The organism is Trinickia sp. LjRoot230, assembly GCF_964253315.1.
Classification (GTDB): Bacteria; Pseudomonadota; Gammaproteobacteria; order Burkholderiales; family Burkholderiaceae; genus Trinickia.
In genome coordinates this window covers 2,464,875-2,487,192 of sequence record NZ_CAXUQX020000001.1, presented here as the reverse complement: position 1 = coordinate 2,487,192, position 22,318 = coordinate 2,464,875, and the positions used below count along the sequence as shown (strand labels likewise).

Annotated in this window: 10 protein-coding genes; all 10 read left to right on the top strand. The window is 64.5% G+C overall.

The window, feature by feature from the left end; translation table 11 throughout:
• The first annotated feature begins 91 nt into the window (after positions 1-91).
• The 10 genes from ACSQ20_RS11545 to ACSQ20_RS11500 all read left to right on the top strand — a co-directional run bounded on the left by ACSQ20_RS11545 (position 92) and on the right by ACSQ20_RS11500 (position 22,276).
• Positions 92-14,044 carry an SDR family NAD(P)-dependent oxidoreductase gene (locus ACSQ20_RS11545; RefSeq protein ID WP_436020011.1) on the top strand — a complete coding sequence of 4,651 codons (13,953 nt, stop codon included), beginning with the start codon at positions 92-94 and terminating at the stop codon, positions 14,042-14,044.
• Positions 14,041-14,757, top strand: a complete 717-nt coding sequence (locus tag ACSQ20_RS11540; RefSeq protein WP_436020009.1) for an MBL fold metallo-hydrolase — start codon at positions 14,041-14,043, stop codon at positions 14,755-14,757. Before ACSQ20_RS11545 ends, ACSQ20_RS11540 begins: the two co-directional genes overlap by 4 nt.
• Positions 14,758-14,834: 77 nt before the next feature.
• The gene (locus ACSQ20_RS11535) at positions 14,835-16,088 is read left to right on the top strand and encodes a hydroxymethylglutaryl-CoA synthase family protein (protein ID WP_436023052.1); all 1,254 of its coding nucleotides are present in this window, start codon (positions 14,835-14,837) and stop codon (positions 16,086-16,088) included.
• Positions 16,076-16,861: an enoyl-CoA hydratase/isomerase gene (locus ACSQ20_RS11530; protein WP_436020007.1), complete on the top strand. Its 786-nt coding sequence runs from the start codon at positions 16,076-16,078 to the stop codon at positions 16,859-16,861. Before ACSQ20_RS11535 ends, ACSQ20_RS11530 begins: the two co-directional genes overlap by 13 nt.
• 82 nt (positions 16,862-16,943) lie before the next feature.
• Positions 16,944-17,690 carry a polyketide synthase gene (locus ACSQ20_RS11525; protein WP_436020005.1) on the top strand — a complete coding sequence of 249 codons (747 nt, stop codon included), beginning with the start codon at positions 16,944-16,946 and terminating at the stop codon, positions 17,688-17,690.
• 49 nt (positions 17,691-17,739) lie between these two features.
• Positions 17,740-17,979, top strand: coding sequence for an acyl carrier protein (locus ACSQ20_RS11520; RefSeq protein ID WP_436020003.1), 240 nt, complete (start codon positions 17,740-17,742; stop codon positions 17,977-17,979).
• On the top strand, positions 17,966-19,240 hold the full coding sequence (locus ACSQ20_RS11515; RefSeq protein ID WP_436020001.1) for a beta-ketoacyl synthase N-terminal-like domain-containing protein: 1,275 nt from the start codon (positions 17,966-17,968) through the stop codon (positions 19,238-19,240). Before ACSQ20_RS11520 ends, ACSQ20_RS11515 begins: the two co-directional genes overlap by 14 nt.
• 31 nt (positions 19,241-19,271) lie before the next feature.
• Positions 19,272-20,396: an ACP S-malonyltransferase gene (gene fabD / locus ACSQ20_RS11510; protein WP_436019999.1), complete on the top strand. Its 1,125-nt coding sequence runs from the start codon at positions 19,272-19,274 to the stop codon at positions 20,394-20,396.
• 341 nt (positions 20,397-20,737) lie between these two features.
• Positions 20,738-21,436 carry an NAD(P)-dependent oxidoreductase gene (locus ACSQ20_RS11505; protein ID WP_436019997.1) on the top strand — a complete coding sequence of 233 codons (699 nt, stop codon included), beginning with the start codon at positions 20,738-20,740 and terminating at the stop codon, positions 21,434-21,436.
• Positions 21,437-21,688: 252 nt separating this feature from the next.
• Positions 21,689-22,276 (top strand): hypothetical protein, encoded by a 588-nt coding sequence (locus tag ACSQ20_RS11500; protein ID WP_436019995.1) that lies wholly within the window; start codon positions 21,689-21,691, stop codon positions 22,274-22,276.
• Positions 22,277-22,318: the final 42 nt, after the last annotated feature.

The window sequence follows — 22,318 nt, the reverse complement described above, 5'->3', positions numbered from 1 at the left end:
ATGGGTGTGCCGTACGCCCAACCGGGCGCCTGGCACAGCAGTGGATCGTGGGTGTATGCGGCGGTAAGCCTCATGCAAAACAGAGCGATTAATGATGGATTTCATCGAATACGTTGTAGCGGAGTTTCAGCGTAGACGGCTGTCGAAGGCCGATGCACTCGATCTACTCGGGCAGTTTTCGCACCAGGCACCGGCCATTGCGCACAACCACCCGCAAATAGGGCATCCGCTGCTGCATCGGAATGAGTCCGACCTGTCTCGACAGTGCTATCGATCGATCTTCGACGGGACCGAATTTTTTCTCGACGATCATCAGATCGCGACGGGTGGTGAGCCTCCGGTCAGGATGCTTCCGGCGGTCGTCTATCTGGAAATGGCGCGGGCCGCGCTCGTCGATGCGCTGCCTGGCCTCGACGCCGATGCGCCGGTGCAGCTCGATGACGTCGTCTGGTCAAGGCCGGTCATCGCAGCGCCTCGAGCGGACGTGCGTATCGCGCTTTCCGTCGATGCCGGGGCCGACGCTGACGAAGCCGACGATCCAGTGGTCCGCTTCGAAGTGCTCGGCGCAGCGGCCGACGCCGACGTGCATTGTTGCGGCATCGCACGCGTCGCGCGCGCGCCGCGGCCCGCGCGTCTCGATATCGCTTCGCTCGAAGCCAGGATGCGTGGGACGCGGCTCGACGCGGCAGCGATCTATGCGGCTTACCGAACGATGGGCATGCGTTTCGGTCCCGCGCACCAGGCGATCGAATGCGTGTTGCGCGCGCCGCGCGAAGCACTTGCCCGGCTTGCATTGCCTGCGCACGCGGGTGCGAGGCAGGCGCACGACATGGCCGGTGCCGCGCACCGGTCGCTCGGCGCGTTCCGGCTGCATCCGAGCATGTTGGATGGTGCGCTGCAAGCGTCGATCGGTCTGCTCGATGCGCTCGACACGCTGCCGCGCGAGCTGTCGCTGCCGTTCTCGCTTGATTCGCTGCGGGTGTTCGCCGAGTGTACGCCTCGTATGTACGCGTGGATTCGCTATGCCGACGACGAAACGGCCGACCGGTTCGATATTGATCTGTGCGACGAAGCGGGCGACGTCTGCGCGACGCTGCGTGGCTTTGCGACGCGCACGCTCGCGAAGACGGGCGGCACGACCACGGCTGGTAATGGCGTCGTTATTGCACGACCGGTATGGCATGCCGCGCCGCGCCAAGCGCGCGGGGAGGCGCCGCACGATATGCGGCATCTCGTGCTGGCGGGGGCTCGGTTGCCTGTGCCGCTCGACGCGCTGCAAGCCGCGCTTCCCGGTGCCGTATGCCAGGCGTTGCCAGCCGAGGGTCAGTCCGTCGCCGAGCGCTACGCCGCGGCGGCGCTCGCCTGCTTCGATGCACTGCGCGCGGTGATCGACGCCCGGGCCGAGCGTACGACGTTCGTGCACCTCGTTATCGCCGATACGGCCGACGAGCGGCTGCTGGCCGGGCTGTCCGGTCTGCTGCGCTCGGCGGTACGCGAAGCACCCGGGCGTCTCGCTGCGCAGGTGATGCTCGTTTGCGCCGAGCTCGACGCCGAGCGGTTGGCCGCGCAACTCAGCGCCAGCGCTTGGCCCGATGCGCCACCCGTCGTGCGTTGTCTGCGCGACACCTGCGAGACGCGCAGTTGGGCACCGCTTGCCGACGATCCGGAGTCCGACTTCGAATCCGGCGACCGGTTGCCCGCGTTCGCCGAGCACGGCACGTATCTGATCACGGGCGGCCTCGGCGGGCTAGGCACGTTGTTCGCCTGCGAGATCCTCGCGCGGACCCATGCGGCGCGCGTCGTGCTGACCGGCCGCGCTCAACCGTCCGCTCAAATCGATGCGAAGCTGGATGCGCTTGCCCCGGACGCGGCAATGCGCGCACGCGTCGCATACCGGAGCATGAACTTGCTCGACGCGGACGACGTGCGGCGAACGATCGACGAAACGCTAGCGCAGTACGGCCGATTGCATGGTGTGCTGCATGCTGCCGGCATGATTTGCGACGGATTGCTTACGCATAAATCGGTGCGGACATTCGAAGATGTGCTCGCGCCTAAGGTGCACGGCACGATGAACCTCGATCAGGCGACCGCGCATACGGAACTCGACTTCTTCGTGCTTTTTTCGTCCGCGGTATCGGTGGCCGGCAACGCCGGACAGGGGGACTACGCTGCGGCGAATGGCTTTCTCGACGAGTTCGCCAGCTACCGCGAAGATCTTGTCGCCTCGGGCGCACGGCACGGTAAGACGCTCGCAATCGACTGGGCGCTGTGGGCGGATGGCGGCATGCGCATGCCGTCGCGAACCGCGGCGGCACTGCGCGAGGTAAGCGGCATGGTCCCGCTGCAAACCCGCTCTGGGATGACGGCTTTCGCGCGCAGCCTGGCGTCACCGCATGCGCGCACCGTTGTCATCGAAGGCGAGCTCGCACGCATGCGCCGAGCGCTTTTCGGCACGACTACCGCTGACGCATTGCATGCTCCGTTCGTGCCATCCGATGCGCGCCACGTCACCGACGCTCCCGCGCTGGCCGACGCGACGCGCGACTACCTGCGCAAGCGGTTTGCGGAACAATTCGGCATGCCGTATCACCAGATCGATGCGCACGCGCCGCTCGAACAGTACGGAATCGACTCGATTGTTGCGGTGGATCTGACCAGGCAGCTCGAAAAGACATTCGGGCCGCTTTCGAAGACGCTGTTTTTCGAGCATCAGAGTATCGACGAGCTGACCCAGTACTTCTTGCGCGCTCACAGCACGACGCTGGAGGCGCTTTTTGCACTGCCGCGGCGGACTCAGGCCATCGCCCCCATGGCTGCCGTGGCTCCCGTCGTCGCGGGTGCCAGTCGTGCCGTGCATGTCCGCCGCGGCGCGCGCCGTTCGCCGGCCGCGGATCTTCCAGGCCACGAAGCGTTCGAAGCGGCCGAAGCAGCCGAAGCAGCCGAACCGATCGCGATCGTCGGCCTCAGCGGCCGTTATCCACAAGCGCCGGACCTCGACGCGTATTGGCGCAATCTGAGCGAGGGGCGGGACTGCATCGTCGAGATTCCGCGCGAGCGCTGGGATTGGCGCGAATACTACAGCGCCGAGCGCACCCGCGTCGGCGCGCACTATAGCCGCTGGGGCGGTTTCATCGATGGCGTCGACGAATTCGATCCACTGTTCTTTCATATCCCTCCGGTCGATGCCGAGCGGATCGACCCGCAAGAGCGCCTCTTCCTTCAGCACGCGTGGATGGCGATCGAAGACGCCGGCTACACGCGCGCGAGCCTCCAGATTCCGCATGCGTTCGATTTGCCAGGGCAGGTTGGCGTGTACGTTGGCGTGATGTATGGCGAGTACCAGTTGTTCGGTGTCGAGGCGGGCGCGGCGGATCGCCGCATTGCGGTGCCGGTCAGCTACGCAAGCATCGCGAACCGCGTGTCGTATTTTCTGAACCTGCACGGTCCGAGTTTGACGCTCGACTCGATGTGCTCGTCGTCGCTCACCGCCATGCACCTCGCGTGCGAGGATCTCCGGTCGGGCCGCACCTCGCTCGCGCTCGCGGGCGGGGTCAACGTCACGATTCACCCGAACAAGTATCTGATCCTGAGCGCGGGCCAATACATCTCGAGCGACGGACATTGTCAAAGTTTCGGCGAGGGCAGCGACGGCTATATCCCCGGCGAAGGTGTCGGCGTCGCCGTGCTCAAGCGTCTCGCCGATGCCGAGCGTGACGGCAACCCGATCTACGGTCTGATCCGCGGCAGCGCGGTGAACCATGGCGGCAAGACCAACGGCTACTCGGTGCCGAACCCCAAGGCGCAGACGAGCGTCGTGCGCGCGGCACTGCGGCGTGCCGGCGTCGATCCGCGCCGCGTCAGCTACATCGAGGCGCACGGCACCGGCACGAAGCTCGGCGATCCGATCGAAATCGCCGCACTCGCCGAGGTATTTCGCGACGTCGCCGATGCGCGCACAGCGTGTGCGATTGGCTCGGTGAAATCGAATATCGGTCATTGCGAGTCGGCCGCGGGCATTGCCGGACTGACGAAGGTCCTGCTCCAGATGCGGCATCGGCAGATCGCGCCATCGCTGCATTCGGCGGTGCTCAATCCGCACATCGACTTCGCTACGACGCCGTTCGTCGTGAACCAGACGCTGGCCGAATGGGCCGCGCCGTTGGTCGACGGGCGCGCTTTGCCGCGAGTCGCGGGGGTATCGTCGTTCGGCGCGGGCGGCTCGAACGCTCACGTCATCGTCGAGGAATACGTGCCTGCCCGACCGGAGCCGGCTGCAGTCCACGCCGGGCGCCGCGAGGTGATCGTGCCGCTATCCGCGCGCACCCATGCGCAACTGTTGCACAAGGCGCGCGACCTGCTGGCGTTTCTCGAACGGGCGTCCGCGTCTGCTGACGCGGGCGTGGACCTTTCGGCATTGGCTTACACGCTGCAGGTCGGCCGCGAAGGGATGGACGCGCGCGTTGCGTTCCTCGTCGATTCGCGCGACACGCTGCTTGAGAAGTTGCGCGCGTATTGCAATGGAAAGCACGGCATCGATGGCTGCTTCGACGCCTCCGATGCGCGCGCGCAAGACGAGTTTGCCGCGCTCAGTCACGACGAGGACATGCTGTCGACGGTCGAGCGCTGGATCGCGCGAGGAAAACTTGAGCGGCTCGCCCGGTTGTGGGTGAACGGCTTCACGTTCGACTGGCGCGGATTTTACGGCGCGCACGTGCCGCGGTTGCTGTCACTGCCGGCCTATCCGTTCGCGAAGGAGCGCTACTGGATTGCTCGCAACGCGGCAGATAGACGGCGTACAACGGACGCCGTGCACCTGCATCCGCTGCTGCACGCAAACGCATCGGATCTATTCCAGCAGCGTTACACGGCATGTTTCACCGGCGACGAAGCGTTCCTTGCCGATCATCGAGTCGATGTCGGCGCAGCTGGCGCGCATAAAGTGTTGCCGGCGGCCGCGTATCTGGAAATGGCGCGCGCGGCGGTCGAATTTGCGCTGCCTGCGGACATGAGGCCGGTGGCGTGGGATATCCGCGACGTCGCATGGGTGCGGCCGCTCGTCGTCGATGCGCCGGTGCACGTTGCGATCGAGTTGACGGCCGGCGCTAACAGTCGCATCGATTTCGCCGTGTACAGCAACGACGGCGACGCGCGGATCGAGCATTGCCAGGGGCATGCACTGCCGCTCGCCGGCGCAGGCGCCGGCGAGCCGGCGTCCGCGTCCGCAGTCGATCTTGCCGCGCTGCGTGGGCGGATCACGGCTCGCGCATGCAGCGCTGATGAAGTCTATGGCGCGTTCGCGGCGATGGGCATCCATTATGGGTCGTCGTTTCGCACCGTCCGCACGCTCGCTTGCGGGGTCGATGAGGTGCTTGCGGAACTCGCGCTCGCCGATGTGCCCGAACGCGCTTTGCCGTTGCCTCCGGGCTTGCTCGACGGCGCGCTACAGGCGTCGCTCGGCCTCGTGGCAGACTGGGCTCGCCTGCCGGATACGCCCGCGATGCCGTTTGCGCTCGATTCGCTAGTGGTGCTCGGCGAGTGCGCGCCGCGCATGTTCGCATGGGTGCGCCATGCGGCTGGCGCGCAGAGTGGTCACGGTCACGGCCAACCTGTGACGAGGCTCGACATCGATCTATGCGATGCCGACGGCCGGGTCCGGGTACGCGCGAGCGGCCTTGCGTTGCGCGCGTGGCGTGCCGCCGCCGCGCAGCCTGCGTTGATCGCGCAGCCCGTATGGGAGTCGATCACCCTCGATGAAACAACGGCGTCGCCGGGGGGCCTGGCGGATTGGCAGGTGGTGCTGTGCGACTTGCCGAACGTCGACGCTGGGCAGCTCGCCGGGCAGCTAGGGCAGGCCAATAGCATCGTCGCTGCGCCGCTCGCGTTGCCGGCTCAAGTGTTCGACGCCGAACGCTACCGCGCCGCCGCGCTCGCTTGCGTCGCGCACTTGCGCACGCTGGCCGCCCATGCTGCTGACGCCGACGCTGCGGGTACGCTGCTGCTTTATCAACTGGTGATCGGCGGCCGCGACGACGCGTTGCTCGCGGGGCTGTCGGGTCTGATCGACACGGCATGCAGCGAGCTGCCGCACGTGCGCGCGCAGCTTGTGCTGACCGACGACGCTGTCGACACTTCGACGCTTGCCGCCCAACTTTCAGATGCGCGCCGTTGCGCCGGCGAACGGCTGCTGCGCTTTGGCTCGCCCACCGAGGGCGCGGTCCCCTACGTGCGGCGTTGGCGCGCACAACGAATCGACGGCGCGCCATCGCATGCTTTTCGCGACGGCGGCGTCTATCTGATCACAGGCGGCCTGGGCGGTCTTGGCCAATGCTTCGCTCGCGAGATCCTGAGCCGCACCATGCATGCCACCGTCATCCTGACCGGCCGCGCGGAACTGGACGACCCCCGCCGCACACGGATGCGTGTCTGGACTGACGCGTGGTCGGTCGATGCACGGCGGCTCGTCTACCGGCGCGTCGATCTCGCAAGCGCAACCGAAGTCGATGCGCTCGTTGCCGACATTGTCGAAGCATATGGCACGCTTGACGGCGTGCTGCATAGCGCGGGCACGCTGAACGACAGCCTGATCGTCAACAAGACCGACGCGGCTTTTGCCGACGTGCTTGAGCCGAAGGTGTGCGGCACTGTCCATCTCGATCGCGCGACGCGCGAGTTCGATCTCGCGTTTTTCGTGCTGTTTTCGTCGATTGCGGCATCGTTTGGCAATGTCGGTCAGGCTGACTATGCTGCCGCCAACGGCTTTATGGATCGTTTCGCGGCGCAGCGCAACGCGCTCGTCGCGGCGGGCGAGCGGCGTGGTCGCACGCGATCGATCGGCTGGCCGTTATGGCAGGAGGGGGGTATGCGCATCGATGCTGATGCGGCGGTGCGGCTTGCCAGCGTCTCGGGGATGGAGCCGATGCAAACCGCGACCGGCATGCATGCGTTCGCCGCGGCGTTGGCGGGTGACGCGGCCCATATCGTCGTCGCAGCGGGGGATGTCGAGCGGCTGCTGCGCGTGCTGGACACCCATGGCGCCGCCGCACCGGTCGAACCCGTCTTCGAACCCGATCGCACCATCGAACCCGATCCCGCCGGTGACGCATTGCGCGAGCAGGCAGCGCGCTTCGTCGCCGACGAGTTCGCCGCGCTGCTCAGACTGCGGCCGGACGACATCGATCGCCACGCGCCGCTCGAGCGATACGGCATCGATTCGGTGCTTGCGATGCAGTTCATACAGCGCCTCGAGCAGCGCTTCGGCACGCTATCGAAAACGCTGCTGTTCGAATATCAAACGCTCGCCGCGCTCGCACACTATCTTGCCGACGCGTTCCCGCAGCACGTCCGCGTGCGAGCGGGCAGCGCGCCTGCCTCGGCGCCGCAAAACGCATCGCAAAACGCATCGCAAAACGAATCCCACCTCGCGCTGCAACGGGCCGGCCGATGGCCGCTGCCACCACCGCGCCCAGGGTTGCCAGCGCCGCGCGCGGCGCAAGGCGACGCCGTGGCGATCGTCGGCGTGGCCGGTCGCTATCCCGAGGCCGACGACTTGCAGTCGTTCTGGCGCAACCTGCGCGATGGGCGCGACTGTATCTCCGAGGTGCCGCCGCAGCGTTGGGACCATGCGCGTATCTTCGATCCGCAGCGCAATCGGCCGGGCAAGACCTACAGCCGCTGGGGCGGCTTTCTGAACGGCGTCGATCTATTCGATCCGCTATTGTTCGGCATCTCGCCACGGGAGGCCGAGCTGATGGACCCACAAGAACGTCTCTTCCTCGAAGTCGCATGGGAGACGCTCGAAGACGCGGGCCACAGCAAAGCCAGCTTCGCCGGACAGCGCGTGGGCGTTTATGTCGGCGCGATGTGGGGGCAGTACGAACTGTACGGCGCGCAGCCTGGGCAGACGTCCATACCGAGTTCGTCGTTTGCGTCGATTGCGAACCGCGTATCTTATTTCTTCGATTTTCACGGCCCGAGCTTGGCGCTCGACTCGATGTGTTCGTCGTCGCTAAGCGCGTTGCACTTGGCGATCGAGGCCGTGCGCAACGGCACGCTCGACGCCGCGCTCGCCGGCGGCGTCAACGTGACGGTGCATCCGGACAAATATCTGCTGCTGAGCCAGGGCGGTTTCGTCTCGAGCGACGGCCGCTGCCGCAGCTTCGGCGCAGGCGGCGACGGATATGTGCCGGGCGAAGGCGTGGGTGCAGTGCTGCTCAAGCCGCTTTCGCGCGCGCTAGCCGATGGCGATCAGATTTACGCCGTCGTCAAAGCGAGCGCGCTCAATCACGGCGGCAAAACGAACGGCTACACCGTGCCGAACCCTGTCGCGCAGGCAGAACTGATTCGCGACACCCTCGCCCAGGCGGGCGTCGCACCGCACGACATCGACTATGTCGAGACGCACGGAACCGGCACGTCGCTTGGCGATCCGATCGAAATCGCCGGCCTCACCCGCGCGTTCGTGCAAGCAGCGGGGGCTACGCCGCTACCGCCTGCGGCGTGCGCGATCGGCTCGGTGAAATCGAACATCGGTCATCTCGAATCGGCGGCCGGTATAGCAGCGGTGACGAAAGTGCTGCTTCAGTTTCGGCACCGGCAATTCGCGCCTTCGCTGCATGCCGAGGTGCTTAATCCGCACATCGACTTCGGCGCGACGCCGTTTCGCGTTCAAACCTCGCTCGCCGACTGGCCACAGCATGCCGGCCGGCCGCCGCGCGCCTGTGTCAGTTCGTTCGGCGCGGGCGGGGCCAACGCGCATCTGATCCTGGAGGCATTTGACGACGCGCGCATGTCGTCGCACGAGCCACGCCCCGAGGTGTTCCTGCTGTCGGCGCGTGATCGCACATCGTTGCGCGCATACGCGTATAAGCTGCTCGCGTTCGTCGAGCAAGGGGGCGGCGCGTTGCAATTGGCCGATATTGCCTACACGTTGCAGGTCGGACGCACGTCGCTGGACGAACGCGTCGCGATGATTGCCGCCGACGCCGATGCATTGCGCGACAAGCTTGCGCAATGGCTTGACCACACGGGCAGCGGCGCTGCGGCGCCGCACGACGTCCACGTGGGCAGCGCGCGCGATGGGCGCAGCGGCGCGAGCGCGCTGATCGAAGGCGAGGCGGGCGCGGCGTTGGTGCGCGTCGCGCTGCAGCAGCGCGACCTGACGAAGCTTGCGAAGCTGTGGGTTGCGGGTGTCGAGATCGATTGGGCTCGGCTGCATGCGGCCGGCACGGTGCGCCGCGTGTCGTTGCCGACCTATCCGTTTGCGAAAGAACGTTATTGGATCACGCCGGCTGGGATGTCCTCCGTCTCGCCGGTAGGCACTCCCGCACCGCAACTGACGCACTACGCCCCGGCGTGGCGCATAGCGGAATTGCCCCCGCTTGCCACCTCGGTAGGCGGTGCGCCGGCGCTCCCCGGCGTGGTGCTGCTTGTCGATGCGACCGATGCGTTCGCGGCTGCGTTTGCGCGCGCAGCGCCTGTGCCCATCGTCGTCGCTGCGAGCGGCGACGCATATCGCGAGTTGAACGTCGATCGATTCACGTTCGATCCCATGAACGAGGCCGACGTGGACCGCCTGCTGGACACGTTGCGGCAGCGTTCACAGATTCCGCAAGCGATCGTTCATTGCATACGCGCAGACGGCGACACCGAACAACAGCTCGAACGTGGAATCTTCACGCTGCATGCATTGTGTCGTGCGCTGTTGCGCAATAGCGCGCGCGATGGTGTTCGTATCGTGTCCTTGCGCATCAGCGACGCGCATGCGCCGCTGCACGACGCGACGAGCGGCTACCTGCGCAGTCTCGCGCTGGAAACGCCGCGCTTGGCCGGCAAGACGCTGGCGCTTTCGTCATCGATGACGCACGACGTGGCGGCGCGGCACGTAGCTGCGGAACTGGACGATGCGGCGTGGCGCGACGGCGAAGTCCGCTACACCGCGTCTGACGATGCGAGCGCCGCTGCGATCACGCGGCGCGAAGTCCGGCGCATCGAGCCGGCGGCGGCCTCATCGATAGCAGCCATCAGCGCCGATGCCGGCGCCGCGATCCGTCACGGCGGCGTCTACCTGATAACGGGCGGACTCGGCGGCGTCGGATATGCATTGAGCGAGCATTTGGCGAAAACCTGCCGGGCGTGCCTCGTGCTGAGCGGGCGCTCGGCACTCGATGCGACGCGCGAGCGCAGGCTCGCACAACTGCGCGAGCATGGCGGCGACGCCATCTACGTGCAGGCCGACGTAGCGGATTCCATGCAAGCCGAAGCGCTCGTCGCTGCTGCGAAGCAGCGATTTGCGCGGCTCGACGGTGTGATTCATTGCGCGGGTGTGCACCGCGATTCGCTGGCACGGAACAAGACGCGTGCCGAGATGAAGGCGGTATTCGCAGCAAAGATCGCCGGTACGATCCACCTCGATCTCGCGACGCGCGACGAGCCGCTCGATCTGTTCGTGTTGTTCTCGTCGGTTGCGGGCATCGCAGGCAGCGTAGGGCAGACGGACTACGCGTATGCAAACCGCTTTGTCGACGCGTACGCCGACGAACGCGTTGCTCGCGCGCGCGCCGGCACGCGTCGCGGCAAGACGTTGTCGATCGGCTGGCCGTTTTGGGAAGCGGGCGGCATGTCTATCGCGACGGACGAAATCGAACGGATGCGCGCGCGTACCGGCCTCCATCCGTTGCCGACAGCGCTTGGCCTCCTGAGCTGGGAGCAGTGCATCAGCAGTGCCGCCACGCAGGTCATCCCGCTATACGGCGAGCCTGCACGCATCGAAGCGTTCCTCGCGACACCGCCTGAAAGGGAGGCATCTGCAAGCCCGGACGATATCGCAGGCACCGCGCCGCTACCCTCCGATGCGGCGCTCGAATGTGCCGTCGCGCAATACTTGAAACGGCTGCTGTCCGAACAGATCAAACTGCCGGCCGAACGGATCGATACGCACGCGCATTTCGATACGTTCGGCGTGGATTCGATCATTGCAAGCCAGCTCAATGCAGCATTGGAACAAGACATCGGCGCGCTGCCGAAAACGCTGCTCTATGAGTATCCGTCGATCGGCGAGCTGGCAGCTCATCTGCTCGATCGCGCGCGTCCCGCGCTGCGGCGCCTGCTCGCACCGAGTGCGGGTGCGGTGGCCGACGCGCCAAAAGACGCTGACGGCCATGCGGCGCACCGTGCAGCAAACCTGAACGCACCGCCCATCCGAGTTGACGAGAAGATCGCGATTATCGGCATCCACACTCGGTTGCCCGGCTCAGCGCATCTCGATGCGCTCTGGGACAACCTGCGCGCCGGCCGCGACTTGATCCGGGACGTGCCTGCCGACCGCTGGGACGCATCGGCATCGTTCGACCCGGACCCGGACCACGCCGAGCACGGCTGCCTCTACCACCGCTGGGGTGGCTTTCTCGACGACATCGACGCGTTCGACGCAGCGTTCTTCGGCATCGCGCCTGACGATGCCGCGCTGATCGACCCGCAAGAGCGCCTGTTCCTGCAGTCGGTATGGCACGCGTTCGAGGACGCCGGCTACACGCGCGACACGCTCAAGCGCCGCTACCCGAAGGAACGTAGCGCGGACGTAGGCGTGTTCTGCGGTGTAACGACGCACTCGTACCAAATGCTTGCGCAGGAAGAATGGCAACGCGGCAACATGGCCGCGCCGGCGTCGATGCCGTGGTCGATTGCCAACCGCGTGTCTTATGTGTTCGACTTTCAAGGGCCGAGCATGCCTGTCGATACCGCGTGTTCGTCATCGCTCGTTGCGATCCATCTCGCGGCTGAAAGCCTCAGACGCGGCGAGTGCCAAGTCGCGGTGGCCGGCGGCGTGAATCTTTATCTGCATCCGTCGAAGTATTACTCGCTGTGCCGTCGACGCATGCTTGCGCGCGGGCCGCAGTGCCGCAGCTATGGTGCGGGCGACGACGGTTTCGTGCCGGGCGAGGGGGTCGGCTCAGTCGTGCTCAAGCCGCTGTCGCGCGCGCTTGCCGACGGCGACTGCATTCACGGCGTCATCGCCGCCAGCGCGTACGAGCATGGCGGTCGTGCAAATGGCTATGCGGCACCGAACCCGAATGCCCAGGCAAGGTTGATCGCACGCGCGCTGAACGCGGCCGGTTTGCCGCCCGATGCGATTGGCTACGTCGAAGGCCACGGCACAGGCACCCAGCTCGGCGACTGCCTGGAAGTGGCGGCGTTGACGAATGCATTCAGCGGCGCCGCGAACTCGAAGCTAACCCCAAGCCCAACCCGAAGACGGTTTTGCGCGCTCGGGTCGGTGAAGTCGAACGTCGGCCACGCCGAGTCGGCAGCCGGCATGGCCAGCCTCGCGAAGGTGCTGCTCCAGTTCCGGCATGGCCAGTTCGTGCCGACGCTTCATGCGCGTGATCCGAATCCGGACCTCGATCTCGAGGCGTCGCCGTTTTATCTCCAGCACGATCTCGCCGCGTGGCCCGCACCGGACGGCGCACCGCGCCGCGCGCTGATCAACGCGTTCGGCGCGGGCGGCGTCAACGCATGCCTGATCGTCGAGGAACATGTGCCGGCGCACGACACGCGGGTCTGCTCCGGCACGCCGCAATTGATCGTGCTATCCGCGCGTAGCGACGCGCAGTTGCGCGAATATGCCGGGCGCCTTCACGATTCGCTGGTCGCCGCGCCGGATGTATCGCTCGACGCGCTCGCCTACACGCTGCAAACCGGTCGCGAGGCGTTGGACGAGCGACTGGCAATCATCGCGGCTGATCGTGCTGCGTTGGCGCAAGAGCTTGCGCTTGCGCGTGCCGGCACGGCATCGGCTCGCGCACTGCGTGGCCGAACCGACCCGCGTGATGGCACAACGGAATTGCCGCCACACGAGCGTGAGCGTTTGCGAGCGCAGTATGCGAGCGGCGAACTGCAACTGCTTGCTCGGTACTGGATCGAAGGCGCGGCGCTCAATTGGGACGATTTCGTCGCTAACCCCAAGCCCACGCGTGTATCGCTGCCGGGTTACCCGTTCGAGAATACGCGCTACCGGCTCTCCGATAATGCGCCGCGCACGCCCGCCGCGTCGCAGCCGGCACGGCTGCATCCGCTGGTTGCCGGAAATGTGTCGACGTTGAGAGAGGTATCGTTCGCGTCGCGCCTCAGTGCCGGTGCATGGTACGCGCTCGACCATCGCATCGGCGGCGTGCCGCTCTTTCCTGGCGCGGGCTTTGTCGAAATTGCATGCGCGGCCGGAACGCTGGCCGGCGAGCGGACCGTCGGTGCGCTCGAAGACGTCGTCTGGCACCGTCCGCTGCCGCTGACCGCGGGCGAGCATCTGGTCAAGACGATTTTCAAGGCGAGCGACGACGGCGCGGATTTCGTGACGGTATCGTTCGACGATGATAACGAGCGCGTCGTGCATGCGGAGGGGCGCGTGGTGTACGCGGCGTCTGGCGCGCACACGCGGCGCGGCGCGCTCCCCCAGCCGGTCGTGCTGATCGACGCACTACGCGCACAGACCGTGACGACGCTGACAGGCGAGCAGTGCTACGAGGCGCTCGCACGCGCTGGCTTCGCCTATGGGCCAAGCCTGCGGACCATCCGGAACCTCTATATCGGCGACGGCTTCGCGCTATCGGCGTTGCGCATCGCTGATGCGAGCATTGCAACGTTCGGGCAGTACTTGCTGCATCCAGCGCTGATCGACGGTGCGCTGCAAACCGTGCTGGGTATCGCGAGCGCAGGCGAGGCGGCGGTGCTGCAAGCGCTTCGTTCGCCGCAGGTGCCGCTGGTGCCGATGGCGCCGCTGGTGCCATTCGCGCTCGGCAGTATCGAACGCATGCAGCCGCTCAAGCCTGCCTGCTATGCATACGTGCGCCTGTGCGATGCGACAGCGGGGGCATCCGACACCGTCCATCAATTCGACATCCAACTGCTCGGCCCGCACGGCGATGTACTGGTCTCGCTCGAGCGCCTGTACATGCGTGCGCTGGTGCCCGACGCAGCGCAAGCGGGGCATTCGGCCGCGGGCGACGAGCGCTTTGCGCAGACGAGCTTGGCGAAGCGGAGTGAAGCATGAACTGGAACACGAGTGCGAGCGCCGCAGCGCAGGTCGAGCCGGACGTCACCCTACTGCGTGTTGCCCACCTGACGATGAAGAACAACAACTATCTGGTGGTCGATCCGCTCACGCGTGACGCGTTGCTGATCGATCCTGCGTGGCAAGCCGATGTGATCGAAGCAGCGCTCGCCGACGCGGACGCACGGCTATGCGGCATCTTGCTCACGCACGCGCATTTCGATCACGTGCATCTCGCGCAGCCGCTCTCCGGCCGCCATCGCTGCCCGGTCTGGATGTCGGCGCAGGAGATCGCCGCATCGGGCTTTCATGCGGAGCGGCTCGTCGCATTCGACCCGTTCGACGGCGCGTCCTGGCAGATGGGCCGTTTGCGGATCGAGCCGTTTTTCACGCCGGGGCACACGCCTGGCTGCGTGTGCTACCGGATCGGCTCGCATCTCTTTAGCGGGGATGTGCTGTTCAACGAAGGTTGCGGCCTGTGTCCGGACCTTGCTGGCGCGCACGCGATGTACGACAGCCTGGCGCTGCTGAAGGCACGCATTGCGCCTAACACGCGCATCTATCCCGGGCATACCTATCACGCGCCGCCTGGCCAGACGTTCGAAGCGGTGCTCTCGGGCAACATCTATTTGCAGTTCCGCGACCGTCACAGTTTTGCTGCGTACCGTCTGCGCAAAGGGCAGGACATGCGCAAGCTATTCGATTTTCGTTAGTCGTCGCGGGTCGCTTTCACGCTTTACAGTTTGCATCGCGTATCACTCTTGGGGGGAACGACGTGAGCATGGTGGGCATGGTGGGAATAGAAGCGATGAACGTATTTGCAGGCACGGCGTATGTCGACGTGACCGCGCTGGCGATGCATCGCGGTCTCGATATGAGCCGGTTCGAGAACCTGATGATGAAGGAGAAGTCGGTTGCGCTGCCGTATGAGGACCCGGTCAGCTTCGCCGTCAATGCAGCCAAGCCGATCGTCGATGCGATGACACCCGAGGACCGAGACCGCATCGAGATGGTGATCACCTGCACGGAGTCCGCGTTCGACTTCGGCAAATCGATGAGTACCTACTGCCACGATCTGCTCGGGCTGAACCGCAACTGCCGGCTGTTCGAGCTCAAGAGCGCATGCTACTCGGGCGTCGCCGGTTTGCAGATGGCAGTCAATTTCGTGCTGTCGCAGACCTCGCCGGGCGGCAAGGCACTGGTGCTCGCGTCCGACGTTTCACGCTTCATGATCGAGGAGGGCGGCGATGCGCTGTCCGCCGACTGGTCGTTCGCCGAGCCAAGCGGCGGATCGGGCGCGGTCGCAATGCTCATCAGCGACCGGCCGCACGTGTTTCGCATCGACGCGGGGGCAAACGGCTACTACGGCTACGAGGTGATGGACACGTGCCGTCCGTCGCCGGACACCGACGCCGGCAATACCGACTTGTCGTTGATCGCCTACCTGGAGTGCTGCGAGCACGCGTACCTCGAATATGGCAAGCGCGTTGCGGGCGCCGATTTCGCACAAACGTTCGCGTACCTTGCCTATCACACGCCGTTCGGCGGCATGGTGAAAGGCGCTCACCGGCACATGATGCGCCGGTTGGCGCAGGCCAGCCCGAGCGACATCGAGGCTGACTTTACGCGGCGCGTGACGCCCGGGCTCGCACATTGCCAGCGGGTGGGCAACATCATGGGCGCGACGGCCGCGCTGTCGCTCGCGAGCACGATTGAACACGGTGTATTCGACACGCCGCAGCGCATTGGTGTCTTCTCATACGGCTCGGGTTGTTGCTCCGAGTTCTTTAGCGGTGTTGCGAGCCGCGAGAGTCGCGAACGGCTGCGCGCGATGAATATCGGCGGGCGGCTCGACCTGCGTCATCAACTGACGATGGCGCAATACGACACGCTGCTCGAACGCAGCCGCCAACTCAAGTTCGGCACGCGCAACCTGGTCGTCGACACCGACTTCATGTCCGAGGTGCGGGGTGCACTCGGCACACCAACGTTGTTCCTCAAGCAGATCACCGAGTTTCATCGGGAGTACGAATGGATTGGCTAAACCGTTTTTACGCGACGCTGCGCGTGCGCTTCGACGAAGCGGTCTGCTTCGTCCAGATCTACCGTCCAGATGCTGCGAACGCTATTGATGCGCGTCTGATCGAAGAGCTTGGCGCCGTGCTGCGTGAGTGCGAGGCCGATGCGAAGGTGGTCGTGCTCGAAGGGTTGCCCGACGTGTTTTGCAGCGGCGCCGATTTCCGCGAACTTCAAGCGCACGCAGACGGCGGCCTCGCGCCCGACACCCGGCATCCGGGTCCGCTTTACGAGCTATGGCTGCGTTTGGCGCACGGGCCGTACGTAACGATTGCACACGTGCGCGGCCGGGCGAACGCGGGCGGGGTTGGCTTTGTCGCCGCGTGCGACCTCGTTGTGTGTGACGAAGGCGCGACTTTCAGCTTGTCGGAGCTGCTGTTCGGCGTGATGCCGGCTTGCGTGCAGCCGTTCCTTGTGCGGCGCATCGGGGTTGCAAAAGCGAACTATATGACGTTGACCACACAACCGATCTCCGCCATGCAAGCAACGGCTTGGGGGCTCGCCGACGTATGCGATGCCAACAGCGAGAGCGTGTTGCGTATGCATCTGCTGCGGCTGCGCCGGCTCGAGCCTGTTGCGATCGCCCGCTACAAGCGTTATGCCGCTGTGCTTGATCGCTCGCTTGCACAAGCGAAGCCGCATGCGCTAGCCGCCAATGTCGAAGTGTTTTCAGACCCGCACAATTTGAGCAACATCGTCCGCTTCGTGACCACGGGCCGGTTTCCGTGGGAGGCAGCATGAGCATAAGCCCCCACGCTCACATTCGTTCGCTGCCCCCCGAGGGGGCTGCTGCCCCCTTTGGGGCGGCCCGGCAGGAGGCAGCATGAGCCCTATCGTCACCGTCACAGAACCCGCTGCGGGAATCGCGCTCGTCACGATGCAAGACCGAGTGCACAAGAACGCGTTCACGGATGCGTTGATCGACGACCTGACCGGTACGTTCGCCTCGCTCGGCGCACGTGCTGACCTCAAGGCGGTGGTGCTCACCGGCTACGACAACTACTTCTCGAGCGGCGGCACGCAAGACGGCCTGCGCGACCTGTTCGATGGCAAGTTCACATTCGTCGATCGCGACCTCTACTCCCTTGCGCTGAATTGTCCTATCCCAGTGGTCGCGGCGATGCAGGGGCACAGCATCGGCGGCGGCTTTGTGATGGGCTTGTTCGCGGACCTGGTCGTGCTGTCGCGCGAAAGTGTCTATACCGCGAATTTCATGAAATACGGTTTCACGCCCGGCATGGGGTCGACGCTCATCTTGCCGGAGAAGCTCGGTACAGCGCTCGCGCACGAAATGATGCTGAGCGCCGCCACCTACCGCGGCGAGGAACTGCAGCGCCGTGGCGTCCCGTTCCCTGTGCTGCCGCGCGCGCAGGTCGTGCCCCATGCGCTGGCGCTGGCCCGAGACCTGGCTGGTCGGCCGCGCGCCTCGTTGGCCGCGCTCAAGCGCCATCTCATCGCGCCGCTCAAGCAGCGGTTGCCCGAAGTGATCGAGCAGGAAGTGGCGCTGCATGGGCTGACGTTTCGGCAGCCAGGAGTAAAAGAACGGATCGAAACCCGGTTTGGGTCGTAGCGAATGTAGCTACCACCACGCCTCCCACCGTACCCGAGGAAACACCATCATGAGTCAAGACGAAGTGTTCGACCTGGTTGTCCGAAATATCCGCCAGGTACTGCCCAGTCTGCATGCCCACGTGTTCGCGCCGACCGATTCGCTGCGTACGCTGGGCGCCAATTCGCTCGACCGCGTCGACATCATCATGATGACGCTGGACTCCTTGTCGCTGAACATCCCGCTGACCGAGCTCGCGAAAGCGCAAAACGTCGGCGAGCTGGTCGGGATCATCCATGCGCGATCCTGAGCGCAACGGGCCCCTCATCGTCAGCGGCATCGGCGTGCTGTCGGCGATTGGCCAGGGGCAGGCCGCGTTCACGGCTGCCTTGCTCGAAGGCCGGCACCGTTTCGGCGTGATGCAGCGGCCAGGCCGCCAGCGGCCGGGCTACGGCGATGCAGCGCGGATGGACAGCCCGCCCCATGAACCGTTCATTGGCGCCGAACTCGCCGCGATGGCGCTGCCTGAGACCGCGACCGTCTCGCCGTCGCTGCTGCGCACGGCGACGCTGTCGGGTCAGGCGGCGCTCGCGGTCCTGGACGAAGCATGGCGCGACGCGCACCTGGCCGATGTCGATCCGGCGCGCATCGGTCTCGTCATCGGCGGCTCGAACTTCCAGCAGCGGGAGCTGGCGCTGATCCACGACGCTTATCGCAGCCGGGTGCCGTTTTTACGCCCCAGCTATGCGCTGTCGTTCATGGACAGCGATGTCTGTGGCCTGTGCACCGAAGCGTTCGGCATTCGAGGCTTCGCATGCACGGTCGGTGGGGCGTCGGCGAGCGGACAAGTCGCGGTGCTGGAGGCGATCGAGGCAGTGCGAAGCGGGCGCGTCGACGCCTGCATTGCGCTCGGCGCGCTGATGGACCTGAGCTACTGGGAGTGCCAGGGCTTTCGTTCGCTCGGCGCGATGGGTACCGATCGCCATACGCGGCATCCCGAACGCGCCTGCCGCCCATTCGACAGCGAGCGGGACGGTTTCATCTTCGGCGAAGCGTGCGGTGCGCTCGTCGTCGAGCGCACGAATGGGCGGCCGCGCGCGGGCGTTTGCCCCTATGCGCGGCTCGCTGGCTGGGCGATCGGGGTCGATGGAAACCGCCAGCCGAACCCGTCTGTCGCCGGCGAAATGTCGGCGATTCGCGGTGCGCTCGATCGAGCCGGCCTGCGCCCGGCGCAGATCGACTACGTGAACCCGCACGGCAGCGGCTCCGTGCTGGGCGACGCCACTGAGCTACAGGCGCTGCACGAGTGCGGCCTGAGCGGTGTGCGCATGAACGCGACAAAGTCCATCACCGGACATGGGCTGAGCGCCGCGGGCGCACTCGAACTGATCGCGGTACTGGTGCAGATGCGAGTCGGGCGATTGCACCCGAGCCGCAATCTCGATGAGCCGATCGACACCGGATTCGATTGGGTGCGTGACGGTGAGTGCTCAGCCCCAATCGAACACGCGTTGAACGTGAGCATCGGTTTTGGCGGGCTCAATACAGCCGTATGCGTAAGCCAATACTAATCGTACTGATGACTGACATGGAGGTGCGGCGATGAAGGTATTCATGTTTCCGGGGCAGGGTTCGCAGGCAAAAGGCATGGGCGAGTCGTTGTTCGAGCGGTTCAAAAAACTGACCGATGAAGCTGACGAGGTGCTCGGCTACTCGATCCGGCAATTGTGCGTGGAAGATCCGCGTAACGAACTGAACCAAACGCGCTTCACACAGCCTGCGCTTTTCGTGGTCAATGCGTTGACCGGCTATGCGAGGCTCGAAGATACCGGCGAGCGTCCGGACTTCCTCGTCGGACATAGCCTCGGCGAATTCAATGCGTTGCTGGCGGCTGGCTGCTTTGATTTCGCAACGGGCGTCAAGCTCGTGAAAAAACGCGGCGAATTGATGGGGCAGATGGAAAGCGGCGCGATGGCGGCCATTACCAATGCGAACCGCGAACAGGTAGAGAAAATGCTTGCCGAGCATGAGCTGACCCATATCGACGTGGCGAATTACAACACGCCGACGCAGATCGTCATCTCCGGCCTCGCCGACGAAATCGAAAAAGCGCAACCGCTGTTTCAATTTGGCACGATGCGCTTTTATCCGCTCAATACGAGTGGTGCATTTCATTCGCGCTTCATGCAGCCGGCGAGAGAAGCGTTTACAAAGTTTCTCAAGTCGTTCAAGTTCGCGGATCCGACCATTCCGGTGATCTCGAACGTTTCGGCGAAACCATACGGAAACAGAAAAATCGCCGACGGCCTCGCGAAACAGATCACGGGCGCCGTGCATTGGTGCGAGAGTATTCAGTACCTGCTCGAGCTTGCAGCGCAACGCGGCGAGGAGATCACGTTCGACGAACTGGGCCCGGACGATGTGCTGACCCGGCTCGTTCAAGCGATCCGTGTACAGACGCCCGGGGCCGCCGTCGATAAAGCGGCCTCCGAAACGGCGCAACCATACGATACAAAGACGCACAGTGCGCAGCCGACCGATGCGGCGGCCCGGGTGGCCGAGTGGAACCGACGCTATGCCGTTGGCACGAGAGTGAAGTCGCTCGTATTCGACTACGCCGATCTCGAGACCCGCACTGAAGCGATGGTGCTGTTTGGCCATCGGGCCGCGGTCTACCTTAAGGGTTACAACGGCTACTTCGATCTCGGTGAGCTGGTGGCAACGTAGCGCTCAACAGCGGCCGACAGCGAGGCCGCGGTGCGAACCGGTGCGCAGACCTGTTTGCACACGGCCTCGCTTTAGGCGAGCGAATTGTCAAGGCATAGCAGGCTGCACGATATCAACGCTACTCCGAAAGACATGCGCGGCATGCGTGGCACGCGAACCATGGCGAATGGAGGCGAACATTGAACAGTTCGCGCGCGACATAGAGGGTTCGCTCGAACGGCGGGAAACGGATAAACCGACGCTATATTGAATGGGTGTTTGACGAAGTCGCAGGAGGCATTGATGCAGGAACGGGTTGAGCCGCCGCACGAGCACCGCGCGTTCTCACGGACGCGAAGCGCATGAAAAAAATCTGCATTGTCGGCGCTTCCGGGAAACTCGGACGATACATGGTGGAACATGCGTTAAAGCGCGGCTATCAGATTGTCGCGGTGTGCCGCGAGCGTAGCGTGACAAAGCTTGATGCTTTCAAGGATCGCATAACAATTGTTCCGGGCGAGACCAATGACCGTGACGTCATCAAACGAGCGGTTGCCGGATGTGATGGCGTGCTGACCGTATTGGTGCCGTGGGGCATGAATCATTATTCGTCGGGTACCGCCCAGGCCGTGCTCGACTATGCGCCCGAAAGCGCGCGTCTCATCTTTTCGTGCGGATGGCACATCACGCGTGACGGCAAGGACGTTTATCCGCTGTCGATCAAACTGGCGGTTCACTTCGGTGGCTGGGTCGCGCGATTGTTGCGCATCGGCGACGTCGACGATCAAATCGAGGCCTGCCGCCGCGTCTTCGCGAGTCACACACTTTGGACGGTAGTGCGAGGTAGCCGTATCAAGGAGGGCGAAAGCGAGGGCCTGCCGGTTTGGAGCGAGCATGTCGGCGATGCGAAGCTGAGCAGCAACCTCACGCATCGCATCGATTTTGCGCTGTTCATGGTTGAGGCGCTCGAGAACGACGCATTGATTCAAAAGGCGCCTGCGATTGTCGGGTGCCGTACACCATCCGCGCTGGCGGCGCTCAACACCAATCAGGCGACATGAAGGCGGCCGGTACTGGATTTAATGCGGCCCGAATAATTTGAAACGCGGCTCACGAATGATTTGACCGATTCTTAAAATCGGCGGAGGAGGCATCTTTGCTTTTAAAAAAGTGCGTAATAAAACGCATAAGCGGCCCGTAGTTTTGGTTTTTATCAGTAGGCTTCTTGTAATGGTGTGAGAGCGGCGGATGATCGTGATTACAAATTCATGAAAATTCCGTTATTTTTAAATCCTTGCTGAATGGAGTTCGACATGGGTTCGAAAGTGCTTGGAAACAACAAGCTGTCCGCAACTGCGATCACGGCGTCCGCCAGCGCATTCGCCGGCGGCCTCGGAATTGACGGCCCGCGCACGGGCGTGGATCCTCAGGGGAGTGTGACTTATCGCGGCCTTTTTGGTGAACCGAACATATTAACGCTCAGTATCCTTTCCGACGCATCGGGCGGTTCTGGCGCATCAGCCGCCCTTTCTGGAACCGTCCAATCCGTCTCGACCAGTGTGCTCAGCCTCATGCCGGATGTTTCGCACCCCGGCCAAGATGGGGACCCTCCTTATCTGCTGTATGTACAGGCAACACTTGCGCCGTCGACCCCTCTGACAGACTCCGGTAAGCTGCGGGACGTGACTAAGCCCGACGCTCTGGGCCTTACTGACTATATCTATGCCAGCACCACAGGCGCGCCGACGTGGTACTGGTTTGCTGCCATCCAGGACCTGAGTGAGCTCCAGGCGCTCGGGGATCCGGTCGCGTTGGTCAAGAAGAAAGCCGGCGGCGCTCTGGAGCAATTCGGGAAGATGCTCACGCATATTTCGTCCGCGCTGATGTTCAAGACGCAGTGATGCAGTTCGCTTGAGTACTACGAAAAGACGGAGGCTGCGACT

What these genes read in the sequence shown, in the direction of transcription:
- ACSQ20_RS11545 (WP_436020011.1), top strand. Translation starts at nt 92, where the DNA reads ATGATGGATTTCATCGAATACGTTGTAGCGGAGTTTCAGCGTAGACGG.
- ACSQ20_RS11540 (WP_436020009.1), top strand. Translation starts at nt 14,041, where the DNA reads ATGAACTGGAACACGAGTGCGAGCGCCGCAGCGCAGGTCGAGCCGGAC.
- ACSQ20_RS11535 (WP_436023052.1), top strand. Translation starts at nt 14,835, where the DNA reads ATGGTGGGAATAGAAGCGATGAACGTATTTGCAGGCACGGCGTATGTC.
- ACSQ20_RS11530 (WP_436020007.1), top strand. Translation starts at nt 16,076, where the DNA reads ATGGATTGGCTAAACCGTTTTTACGCGACGCTGCGCGTGCGCTTCGAC.
- ACSQ20_RS11525 (WP_436020005.1), top strand. Translation starts at nt 16,944, where the DNA reads ATGAGCCCTATCGTCACCGTCACAGAACCCGCTGCGGGAATCGCGCTC.
- ACSQ20_RS11520 (WP_436020003.1), top strand. Translation starts at nt 17,740, where the DNA reads ATGAGTCAAGACGAAGTGTTCGACCTGGTTGTCCGAAATATCCGCCAG.
- ACSQ20_RS11515 (WP_436020001.1), top strand. Translation starts at nt 17,966, where the DNA reads ATGCGCGATCCTGAGCGCAACGGGCCCCTCATCGTCAGCGGCATCGGC.
- fabD (WP_436019999.1), top strand. Translation starts at nt 19,272, where the DNA reads ATGAAGGTATTCATGTTTCCGGGGCAGGGTTCGCAGGCAAAAGGCATG.
- ACSQ20_RS11505 (WP_436019997.1), top strand. Translation starts at nt 20,738, where the DNA reads ATGAAAAAAATCTGCATTGTCGGCGCTTCCGGGAAACTCGGACGATAC.
- ACSQ20_RS11500 (WP_436019995.1), top strand. Translation starts at nt 21,689, where the DNA reads ATGGGTTCGAAAGTGCTTGGAAACAACAAGCTGTCCGCAACTGCGATC.